The organism is Streptomyces sp. NBC_00104 (genome assembly GCF_045160825.1).
GTDB lineage: Bacteria > Actinomycetota > Actinomycetes > Streptomycetales > Streptomycetaceae > Streptomyces.
This window is the reverse complement of sequence record NZ_CP108215.1, coordinates 7,927,907-7,938,200: the sequence shown is the minus strand read 5'-3', so window position 1 is coordinate 7,938,200 and position 10,294 is coordinate 7,927,907. Positions and strand designations below refer to the sequence as shown.

The window sequence follows — 10,294 nt, the reverse complement described above, 5'->3', positions numbered from 1 at the left end:
CGGGCAGCCCAACCACTGCTGTCTGTTGTGGTGCGATGCAGTGATCAGGTGAGCGCAGGCTCCGCCTGGCGTGCGTCGAGCTCCATGAGCGAGTCGTGAGAAGCGGCAGCCGTCAGCGCGTCGTTCTCCGCCTGGATTCGTCCGAGCTCGGATTCCAGGTCCTGGACGCGCTGCTGGAGCCGTCGCATCTCGGCGAGGAGTCGCGGATCGGAGCCGCCGACGTAACCGAGAAGCGCCTTTGCCATGATGGATGGTCCTCCACACTGATGACCGACCGAAGCGGTGTGGGTCGTGAGGGAATCGCACCCGCGATGCTTGGCACTGTTGAGTTTTTGCTGCCGTTCTCATGCCAAACAGCTAAGGTGCGCGGGGTTGCTTTTAGCGTCTCACCAAAAAGTTTGACGGTCAACACGATCACGCCCCGTATCGGCGGGCACCCCGGTTCCGCGCGGCCCTGAGCGGGCGACGCTGCGGCGATTCAGGGACCTCTCCTGGCCGGCGGAGCGAGGGGATCATCCTTCCTTCGGAGCCTGCCATGACAAGTGCGTCTTGGCAATCACCTGCACATTTCTGTTTTGTGCATGCTCCTGGCATATGCCGGTGGCGCACCCCTCCGCCCGCGCCCGGCCCGCCCTACAGAAGGGGGTCAGCGGATGGCGAAGCCGTCGTACCCCCCTCGCGGTGTGTCCCAGATCTCGGTGACACCGTCCACGCGCCCGGGCGTGTCGTCACTCTCAAGCCACTCCAGGAGCCCCTGGCACGCCTCACGGGGGCCCTCGGCGACGACCTGGACCCGTCCGTCGGCCAAATTGAGAGCAAAACCACTCAGCCCGCCGATCTCCAGCGCCCTGGCCCGGGTGAACCAGCGGAAACCCACACCTTGCACCCGTCCACGCACCCAGGCGGCCAGCCGTACATCCTCGCTCATGACTGCACGCTAACGGGCCAATGTCTCCTGGGTCTCTCCCTCCCCTGGCGCCATGCTGTACCGTCCCCACCCAATGAATCTCATATGAAACTCACTCCTTCGTGTGAGATTCGTGAAGACGACGATCACAACGTTGACGAGATCCCCAACGTTGACCTCAGGACACGCAAGGACGAGGAAGGCCAAGACATGGGACGCCACCGACGCTCCGCCGCCGGCCGCGCCGCCAGGGGGGGCCGCGCCGCCGGGGTCACCGACACGGGCTTCACCTCCGAAGAGCCGCACTACGGTCCGGAGAACCTGTACGGGTTCGCCGCGGTCCTGGAAGCCGACGCCCAGGCCGCGTCGCGGGGCGGCGGGTCCCGCCGCCGCAAGAAGAGGGCCGTCACCCCCGTCAAGACCGGTCTGCTCGGTGTCTCCGCCGCCGTCGCCCTCGGCACCGTCGCGGTGGCCACCGGGGTGCTGCCGGGTGGCGACACGTACACGGTCAGCGGGGGCAGCAGCAACGAGACGGTGGTGCCGGCCGGCTCACCCACCGGTGCGGCGGCCCAGCAGGGCGGTACGGACGGCGCCGCGCAGGAGCAGCGCGAGGACGAGTCCACCAGCCGTGACGCCGAGCGCGAGGCCTCGCCGTCGAACACCCCGGCCCCCTCGAAGAAGCCGTCCGAGAAGAAGCCCTCCGAAGAGGCGGGCAAGGACACCGGCTCGAAGAAGACCAAGAAGCCGTCCGCCGAGCCCACCAAGGAGAAGGGGAAGGACAAGAAGACCACGTCCCCGGTGGAGGTCTCCGCGGAGACCCAGGCCGAGGCGGCGGTCCTTCTGCTGGTCAACGAGGAGCGGGCCAAGGCGGGCTGCAGCCCGGTGGCGGCCAACAGCGACCTGGCGAAGCTGGCCGAGATCTTCAGCAAGGACATGGCCCTCCGCGGCTACTTCGACCACACCGACCCCGACGGCGCCGACCCGTGGGACCGCGCGGCCGCCCTCGGGATCACCGGCCTCGGCGGCGAGAACATAGCCCGCGGCCAGGCCACCGCCGAGGCGGTCATGGAGGCCTGGATGAGCAGCCCCGGCCACAAGGCGAACATCCTGAACTGCGACTTCAAGACCCTCGGCGTCGGCGTCCACCTGGGCGACGGCGGACCGTGGTGGACGCAGGACTTCGGCTACTAGGCCCGTCCGCCGTCAGGTGCCCTCCGAGCTCCCGCTAACCAGGAGTTAGTGCAACCTTCTAGTTAGCGCTGCGCCGGAGTATCCTCGACGTATGGAATCAGCCGCGCAGACCGCCGTGACGCCCGCGCAGGCCGCCGCGGGCGCGGACGTCGGGAACCTCGCCGATCTGCCCTTCGACGTGTTCGCCAAGAACTGTCCGTCGAGGGGCACCCTGGAGCACGTCACGGGCCGCTGGGGGGTGCTCACGATGGGTGCGCTGCACGAGGGGTCGCTCCGCTTCAACGAGCTGCGCCGTCGCGTCGACGGGGTCAGCGAGAAGATGCTCTCCCAGACCCTGCACGCCCTGGAGCGCGACGGTCTGGTGCACCGCGAGGCCCAGCCCACCAACCCGCCCCGCGTCGACTACACCCTCACCCCGCTCGGCCGCGAGGTCTCCGAGCGCCTGCTGTCCCTCATCACCTGTGTGGAGGACCGCATGGAGGACGTCCTCCGGGCCCGCGAGCGTTACGACGAGACGCGCGGCGCCCGCTGACACGTCGGGCAGAAGTAGCTGGACCGGTTCATCCAGGGCCGCCGCCGCATCGGCGTGGCACAGCGGCGGCAGGGCAGCCCCTCACGGCCGTACGCGTCGAGCGATCGGTCGAAGTACCCCGACTCGCCGTTCACGTTGACGTAGAGGCTGTCGAAGCTCGTGCCGCCCACCGCGAGGGCCGCGTTCATCACGTCCCGTACGTGGCCCAGGAGTTCGGTGGTGCGGGGGCGGGTGAACCCGGCGGTGGGGCGCTCGTAGTGGATCCTCGCCCGCCAAAGGGCCTCGTCGGCATAGATGTTGCCGACCCCGCTGATCAACGACTGGTCGAGCAGGGCCCGTTTGACGGTCGTACGCTTCCGTCGCAGCGCCTGGTGGAAGGCCTCGGCGTCGAACAGCGGGTCGAGGGGGTCGCGGGCGATGTGCGCGATGACGTCCGGCAGGCCGTCGGGGGTGGTGTCGTGCAACGACAGTCCACCGAAGGTGCGTTGGTCCACGAAGCGGAGTTCGGTGCGCAGGTCGTCGGCGAAGCGGACGCGGATCCTGAGGTGTTTCTCGTCCACCGCGTCGTGCGGCTGCACGAGCAGTTGGCCGCTCATGCCGAGGTGGGCGAGCACGGCGATGCCGGTGTCCTCCACGGGCAGCCACAGGTACTTGCCGCGTCGGCTGGGCTCTCCGATGAGGTGGCCCTTCAGCCGGTGCGCGAAGTCCTCGGGGCCGGCCAGGTGCCGGCGGATCGCCCGGGGGTGCAGCACCTCTACGTCGGCGACGGTGCGGTGGGCCACCCAGCGTGCGAGACCCCGTCGTACGACCTCGACCTCGGGGAGTTCGGGCACGGGGTCCTCCGGAGGGTGAGCGCGAGAGGGGTGGGGGGTGATGTCGTGGGGCGGCTGCGGGTGGGTTGTGGTTGCTCGCGCAGCTCCCCGCGCCCCTAAAAGATCAGGGGGGCGCCCCCAGGTTTTGAGGGGCGCGGGGAACTGCGTGAGCAACCGCGAACCGACCTGCACGTACCCACTCACCGCAGCCGCCCCCTCACCCCCGGGCAGGGGTCTGGGGGCGGCAGCCCCCGGCAAGACCTCAGGCCGGGGCAGTGTCCGAAGGAGTCTCGGCGGACTCGTCGGGCAGGACCGCGGCTTCCGCCGCCGCCTTCGCCCGCTCGTCCGCCGCGGCGCGGATCGCAAGCCAGGCCGACTCGGCCGCCTGCTGCTCCGCTTCCTTCTTGCTGCGGCCGGTGCCGGTGCCGTACGAGACGCCTCCGACGCGGGCGGCAGCGGTGAAGGTCTTCTCATGGTCGGGGCCGGTCTCCGTGACCAGGTACTCGGGCACGCCGAGCCCCTCGGTCGCGGTGAGCTCCTGGAGACTGGTCTTCCAGTCCAGGCCGGCTCCGAGGTTCGAGGACTTCTCGATCAGCGGATCGAACAGGCGGTGCACCAGCTCCGCCGCCGAATCGAGTCCCTGGTCGAGATAGACCGCACCGATCACCGCTTCGAGGGTGTCGGCGAGGATGGATGCCTTGTCCCGGCCACCTGTGCCCTCTTCACCACGGCCGAGCCGGATGAAGGAGCCGAGGTCGAGCCCGCGGCCCACCTCCGCCAGCGCACGAGAATTGACCACCGCGGCCCGCAGCTTGGCCAGTTGGCCTTCGGGCAGGTCGGGGTGGGTGCGGTACAGCGTGTCCGTGACCACGAGGCCGAGGACGGAGTCCCCGAGGAACTCCAGGCGCTCGTTGGTGGGCAGGCCGCCGTTCTCGTACGCGTACGAACGGTGGGTCAGCGCACGCACCAGAAGGGCGGACTCGAGCTGGTAGCCGAGCCGCCCTTCCAGAAGCGTGTGGGGCGAGGCTGTGTTCTCCGCCTTTTTCTTGGCGTTGGTCTCCGCCTTGGCGTCAGACATAGAGCCTCTCACCAGCCGCTCAGACCTCGAGGACCTGGCGCTTGTTGTAGGTGCCGCAAGACGGGCACGCGATGTGCTGCAGCTTGGGCTCGTGGCAGCGCTCGCACGCAACCAGGGTGGGGACCGCAGCCTTCCACTGCGACCGGCGGTGGCGCGTGTTGCTGCGCGACATCTTCCGCTTCGGAACAGCCACGGCTACTTCTCCTGCTTCTCGTCGACACCGGCTTCGGCGCCGCTCATCTCGTCCTTCTCGCCGTCTTCGAGTGAACCGGCGAGTCCCTGCAGTGCCGCCCAACGGATGTCGAGGGCGTCGTGGTGGTGGTCCGGGTCGTCCGCCAGCCGCGCTCCGCACTCGGAGCACAGACCGGGGCAGTCGTCCTGGCACACCGGCTGCATCGGCAGTGCGAGCACCACCGCATCACGCAGCACGGGTTCGAGGTCGAACAGGCCGTCCTCGATGAAGAGCCTGTCCTCGTCTTCCTCGGCGTCGTCGGCCGGCTCCGCTTTGGGGCGGCCCCGGTCGTCGGCGTCAGGGTACGAGAACATCTCCTGGAAGTCCGCTTCGAGCTCCAGCTCCAGCGGCTCCAGACACCTTACGCACTCCCCCTTGGCCCGTGCACGGGCGGTGCCTGTGACAAGCACACCTTCCATGACCGACTCCAGGCGGAGTTCGAGCTCCACCGGGGCGCCTTCCGGCACCCCGATCACTCCCTGGATCCCGAGATCCTTCGGAGCGTCGATCTCACGGGTCAGGCGCTGCAGCGCGCCAGGACGCCGCCCCAGCTCGTGTGTGTCGAACACGAGAGGGTTGCGGTGGTCGAGGCGGGCGTTCAGGGCCATTCCTGCTTTCGATCTTGAAGCTTGAGGACGCCACCCTTCGATGTTTCCCGGGCAGCGTTGATCGCGGACGTACACGCGACCGAAGAGCCAGGATACTGGACCATTCGCTTTCGGCCCAATCCGCTGTCAGCGACCCTGCTCGTAGCGGCGCAACTGCTCCGCCGTGATCATGGTGGTGTCGAAGAGGCTGGTCTCGTCGAGGGTGTTCGCCTGCGGCTGCGCGTACCCCTGTTGCCCCTGCTGATCCTGGTGATCCTGGTGCCCCTGCGGGTCCTGGTGTCCCTGGTTCGTGTCGTACGCCGGCTGCTGCGGGTAGCCGGCCGCGTACGGGTCGGCCTGCTGGTAGCCGTAGGGGTCGGCGGCCTGCTGGGGCTGGGTGTACTGCTGCTGGTAGCCGCCGTAGGGGTCCTGCTGGTACGCCGTCGCCGCGTAGGTGTCCTGCTGCTGTCCGTACGACTGGTGCGCCGGCACGGAGGGGGACTGCTGCGCGGGGGTGTCCGAGAGGTCGGCCAGCCCGGCCAGGTAGTCGGCGTCGCTGGTGGGCCGCGGGGAGGTGCCGTCGTCGTTCAGGGCGAGGGCGCCGAGGTCGTCGGTGGCGATACGGCCGTGGAGCTTCTGCCGGCCGCGGCCGACGGCGTCCAGGGTCTTGGCGAGGACCGCCTCGAAGGCACCGAGCTTGGCGTCCACGTAGGCGTCGGCGTCACGGCGGAGCTGCTCCGGGTCGTGGCTGCGCTCGGGGGCGTCGTCTTCTTCAGGGTCCACGTAGCCCTGCCCGTCGAGGCCGGGGCCTGTACCGAGGAGCTTCTCGCGGCCCCGTCCCACCGAACCGAGGGTCTTGGTGAGGACGACCTCGAAGTTGGCGAGCTTGGAGTCGACGTAGTCGTCGGCCTCCGCGCGGACCTCCTCGGCCTCCTGGCGGGCCTCGCCCAGGATGCGGTCGGCCTCGTTCTGGGAGCGGCGGGCGACCTCGGTGTCGGAGATCAGGGAGCCGCGCTCGGCGTGCGCGTTCTCGATGATCCGCTCGGCCTCCTGGCGGGCCCGCTCGACCATGGTGTCGCGGTCGCCGATCAGCTCCCGCGCCTGGGCGAGCGAGTCGGGCAGGGCCGCACGCAGCTCGTCGAGCAGGGAGAGCAGTTCGGCGCGGTTGACCACGCACGAGGCCGACATGGGCATGGATCGGGCGCCGGAGACCACCGAGACGATCTCGTCGAGCTTCTTCTGCACGTCCACCGTGTGGTCCACCGTGTGCTCGCCACTCTCTACAGCCGGGTTGGAGACGGTCGGGTCGACTGTACGGCCAGCGGGGGACGTTCGTCCGCTCAGTCGTGCTTCAGTCGCTCGCCCAGCGCTTCGAGGACGAGCGGGGGCACCAGGTGGGAGACATCGCCGCCCCAGGTCGCGACCTCCTTGACCAGGGAGGACGACAGGAAGCTGTAGGTGGGGTTGGTGGGGACAAAAAGGGTCTCCACGCCCGAGAGGCCGATGTTCATCTGGGCCATCTGCAGCTCGTAGTCGAAGTCGCTGACCGCGCGCAGGCCCTTGACGATGGCCGGGATGTCGCGCTGCTTGCAGAAGTCGACGAGCAGGCCGTGGAAGGCCTCCACCCGTACGTTCCCGTACTCGGTGGTGACCTGGCGGATCAGCTCGATCCGCTCCTCGACCTCGAAGAGGCCCTTCTTCGACTTGTTGATCATCACCGCGACATAGACCTCGTCGTACAACTTGGAGGCGCGGCCAATGATGTCGAGATGTCCGTTGGTGATGGGGTCGAACGACCCGGGACAGACGGCACGGCGCACTTGGGATCCCTCGCTCTCCGGTCCGGTCATCGTGCGTCTTCGCACGTAGAGGCGGCGCGACCGTACCAAAACGTTCCCTCGCCGTAGCGACGGGCCCTGATGGCTTCGAAACCGGTCGGCCAGGCGAATTCACCGCCTCTGGTGCTGCGCTCCACGGTGACGAGAGCTTCCTCGCCGAGCCAGCCCCCGGTACGGAGTGTGAGCAGGATCTCGCGAAGATCGTCGTCCGAGACGGCGTACGGGGGGTCCAGGAAGACGAGGTCGTACGGCTCGTCCGGCGCCGGGCCCTGGACGATCTGCTCCGCTTTGCCCGACCTCACCTCGGCGCCGGGGAGGCCGAGCGATCTGACGTTGTCGCGGACCGTCCGGGCGGCGCGGGCGTCGGCCTCGACGAGGAGGGTGTGGGCGGCGCCCCGGGAGAGGGCCTCCAGGCCGACCGCGCCCGATCCCGCGTACAGGTCCAGGACGCGTTCGCCGTCCAGGGGGCCGCCGAGGAGGGACTGCCAGGTGGAGAAGAGGCCTTCGCGTGCGCGGTCGGAGGTGGGGCGGGTGCCTGTCCCTGGCGGGACGGCCAGGCGGCGTCCGCCGGCTGCGCCGGCGATCACGCGGGTCATCTTGCGTCCTTGGTGGAGGAGGGGCGGCTGTGGGTCCAGTCTGGCAGTCGGAGGTGAGGGGTGCGTTCTGCCGTGGACGGCTGCGGGTCAGCGGAGGATTCGCCTGGTGGGGTGCCTCCTGATCAGCATGGGCGACTGCGGGTCCGTCGTGGCTGGTCGCGCAGTTCCCCGCGCCCCTTCGGGGCGCACCGGTCCTCAGCCCTTGTCCAGGTACTGCTCCCGCTCCTCGTCCAGGAGGGCGTCCAGGGCTGTGCGCAGGCCCGGGAGGCTCTTCAGGTCCGGGTCGGCGGCCACCACGGCCGCCGCCTCCTGCCTCGCCTCCGCGATGATCTCCTCGTCGTCGATGACGGCGAGCATGCGGAGGCTGGTGCGGGCGCCGGACTGGGCCTGGCCGAGGACGTCGCCCTCGCGGCGTTGTTCGAGGTCGATGCGGGAGAGTTCGAAGCCGTCGAGCGTGGCGGCGACGGCGTTGAGGCGCTGGCGGGCCGCGCTCGCCTCGGGCATCTCGGTGACCAGGAGGCAGAGACCGGCGGCGGAGCCCCGGCCCACCCGGCCGCGGAGCTGGTGGAGCTGGGAGACGCCGAAGCGGTCGGCGTCCATGATCACCATGGCGGTGGCGTTCGGGACGTTCACGCCAACCTCGATGACCGTGGTGGCGACCAGGACATGGGTCTCGCCGGCGGCGAAGCGGCGCATGACCGCGTCCTTGTCGTCGGGATGCATACGGCCGTGCAAAACCTCGACCTTCAGGCCCTGGAGGGGGCCCTTGGCGAGCTGGTCGGCGACGGCGAGGACGGCGAGCGGCGGGCGCTTCTCGGCCTCGTCCTCGGGGGACTTCCTGCCGGGCTTCTTCGGGTCGTCCTCCTCGTCCCCGATGCGCGGGCAGACGACGTACGCCTGGTGGCCGTTCTCCACCTCCTCGCGGACGCGTTCCCAGGTGCGGGCGAGGAAGTGGGGCTTGTCGGCGGCCGGGACGACATGGCTGGCGATGGGCGAGCGGCCGGCGGGGAGTTGGTCGAGGACCGAGGTCTCCAGGTCGCCGAAGACGGTCATGGCGACCGTGCGCGGGATGGGGGTGGCCGTCATGACGAGGAGGTGGGGCGGCTGTTTGCCCTTGCCACGCAGGGCGTCGCGCTGTTCGACGCCGAAGCGGTGCTGCTCGTCCACGACGACCAGGCCCAGGTCGTGGAACTGCACCTTGTCCTCGATCAGCGCGTGCGTGCCGATGACGATGCCGGCCTCGCCGGTGACCAGGTCCAGCAACGCCTGCCTGCGGCCCGCGGCACCCATCGACCCGGTGAGCAGCACCACCTTGGTGGCGTGCTCGGCCCCGCCGAGCATCCCGCCCTCGGCCAGCTCGCCCATCATCTCGGTCACCGACCGGTGGTGCTGCTGGGCGAGCACCTCGGTGGGCGCCAGCATGGCCGCCTGCCCGCCGGCGTCGACGACGGCGAGCATGGCGCGGAGGGCCACCATCGTCTTCCCGGAACCCACCTCGCCCTGGAGCAGCCGGTGCATCGGATGCTCGGTGGCCAGGTCGTCGAAGATCTCCTTGGAGACCTTGCGCTGGCCGTCGGTGAGGGTGAAGGGGAGGCGGGCGTCGAAGGTGGTGAGGAGGCCTTCGGGGGCGGGGCGGCGGGCGACGGCGGGCAGTTGGGCGTCGGCGTGGCGGCGGCGGGCGAGGGCGACCTGGAGGACGAAGGCCTCGTCCCATTTGAGGCGGTCGCGGGCGGACTCGATGTCCGCCTTGGTGTGCGGGCGGTGGATCTTCAGGAGGGCTTCGGGGAGGGTGGCCAGGCCTCGGCCCTCGCGAAGGGAGTCGGGGAGGGGGTCGACGGCTTCCTGTGCGCTCGGGAGGACCGTCTGGACGGCCTTGGCGATCTTCCAGGACTCCAGCTTGGCGGTGGCCGGGTACATCGGGATGAGGGCGCCGGCCCAGCTGTCGACGGTCTCCGTGACCTCCTCGCCGCGCAGCAACTCGTAGGCCGGGTGGGCCAGTTGGAGTCGGCGGTTGAAGACGGAGACCTTGCCGGCGAAGAGGGCGCGGGTGCCGGGGAGGAGGTCCTTGTGGGGTTTGTGCACGCCGTGGCCGAAGAAGACGAGCTGGAGGCGGCCGCTGCCGTCGGTGATGGTGACTTCGAGGCGCTGGCCCTTGCCCCGGGGGGCCTTGGCGGAGGCGAAGGTGTGCAGGCGGGCGTCGGCGACCTGGGCGACCACCGTGACGTGCTCGTCCATCGGGAGGTCGGCGAGGTGGGTGAGCTGGCCGCGCTCCTCGTACCTGCGGGGATAGTGGTGCAGCAGGTCACCGACGGTGTGCAGGCCGAGGTGCTCGGCCATCACCTTCGCGGTGGCGGCGCCGAGCGTGTTCTTGAGCGGTTCTTCGAGCGCGGGCACGGGATCCATTGCACACCACGGCACTGACAATCCCGTATACGTCCTTGAAATCCGCTGGTCAGACGGGTCGTTCGCGCCTAGGATGACGCACTCCCGGGCCCGGCTGTGTCAGGGTCCGTACCGCCTC

Annotated in this window: 12 protein-coding genes; 2 read left to right on the top strand and 10 right to left on the bottom strand. The window is 69.7% G+C overall.

Annotation, left to right across the window (positions count from 1 at the left end):
• Positions 1–44 precede the first annotated feature (44 nt).
• Together OG272_RS35000 and OG272_RS34995 are read right to left on the bottom strand one after the other, a co-directional pair.
• A complete protein-coding gene (locus tag OG272_RS35000) occupies positions 45–245 on the bottom strand; it encodes a hypothetical protein (protein WP_005479841.1) in 201 nt (66 codons plus the stop codon).
• A gap of 401 nt (positions 246–646) precedes the next feature.
• Positions 647–928: an acylphosphatase gene (locus OG272_RS34995; protein ID WP_327727647.1), complete on the bottom strand. Its 282-nt coding sequence runs from the start codon at positions 926–928 to the stop codon at positions 647–649.
• 189 nt (positions 929–1,117) lie between these two features.
• Here OG272_RS34995 and OG272_RS34990 point away from each other — a divergent pair, with 189 nt between their 5' ends.
• Complete coding sequence (locus OG272_RS34990; protein ID WP_326576843.1) at positions 1,118–2,098, top strand: CAP domain-containing protein; 981 nt, start codon at positions 1,118–1,120, stop codon at positions 2,096–2,098.
• A 91-nt stretch (positions 2,099–2,189) separates the two neighbouring features.
• Positions 2,190–2,630 (top strand): helix-turn-helix domain-containing protein, encoded by a 441-nt coding sequence (locus OG272_RS34985; RefSeq protein ID WP_326576845.1) that lies wholly within the window; start codon positions 2,190–2,192, stop codon positions 2,628–2,630.
• On the opposite strand, the gene mutM is transcribed toward OG272_RS34985, so the two are convergent.
• The 8 genes from mutM to recG form a co-directional block, all read right to left on the bottom strand.
• The gene (gene mutM, locus OG272_RS34980; protein ID WP_326576847.1) at positions 2,603–3,463 is read right to left on the bottom strand and encodes a bifunctional DNA-formamidopyrimidine glycosylase/DNA-(apurinic or apyrimidinic site) lyase; all 861 of its coding nucleotides are present in this window, start codon (positions 3,461–3,463) and stop codon (positions 2,603–2,605) included. The genes OG272_RS34985 and mutM overlap by 28 nt on opposite strands.
• Before the next feature lie 241 nt (positions 3,464–3,704).
• Positions 3,705–4,520, bottom strand: a complete 816-nt coding sequence (gene rnc / locus OG272_RS34975; RefSeq protein WP_405895478.1) for a ribonuclease III — start codon at positions 4,518–4,520, stop codon at positions 3,705–3,707.
• Positions 4,521–4,539: 19 nt separating this feature from the next.
• Positions 4,540–4,713, bottom strand: coding sequence for a 50S ribosomal protein L32 (rpmF, locus tag OG272_RS34970; protein WP_007493396.1), 174 nt, complete (start codon positions 4,711–4,713; stop codon positions 4,540–4,542).
• Positions 4,714–4,715: 2 nt separating this feature from the next.
• Positions 4,716–5,360 (bottom strand): YceD family protein, encoded by a 645-nt coding sequence (locus tag OG272_RS34965; RefSeq protein WP_326585604.1) that lies wholly within the window; start codon positions 5,358–5,360, stop codon positions 4,716–4,718.
• Positions 5,361–5,486: 126 nt separating this feature from the next.
• The gene (locus OG272_RS34960) at positions 5,487–6,590 is read right to left on the bottom strand and encodes an ATP synthase F0 subunit B (RefSeq protein ID WP_327732112.1); all 1,104 of its coding nucleotides are present in this window, start codon (positions 6,588–6,590) and stop codon (positions 5,487–5,489) included.
• Between the two features lie 89 nt (positions 6,591–6,679).
• Positions 6,680–7,159: a pantetheine-phosphate adenylyltransferase gene (coaD, locus tag OG272_RS34955; RefSeq protein ID WP_327727649.1), complete on the bottom strand. Its 480-nt coding sequence runs from the start codon at positions 7,157–7,159 to the stop codon at positions 6,680–6,682.
• Between the two features lie 26 nt (positions 7,160–7,185).
• Entirely contained in the window at positions 7,186–7,812 is a 627-nt protein-coding gene (gene rsmD, locus OG272_RS34950) for a 16S rRNA (guanine(966)-N(2))-methyltransferase RsmD (RefSeq protein WP_326585606.1), read from the bottom strand.
• A 156-nt stretch (positions 7,813–7,968) separates the two neighbouring features.
• Positions 7,969–10,176 carry an ATP-dependent DNA helicase RecG gene (recG, locus tag OG272_RS34945; RefSeq protein WP_326576877.1) on the bottom strand — a complete coding sequence of 736 codons (2,208 nt, stop codon included), beginning with the start codon at positions 10,174–10,176 and terminating at the stop codon, positions 7,969–7,971.
• Positions 10,177–10,294 lie beyond the last annotated feature (118 nt).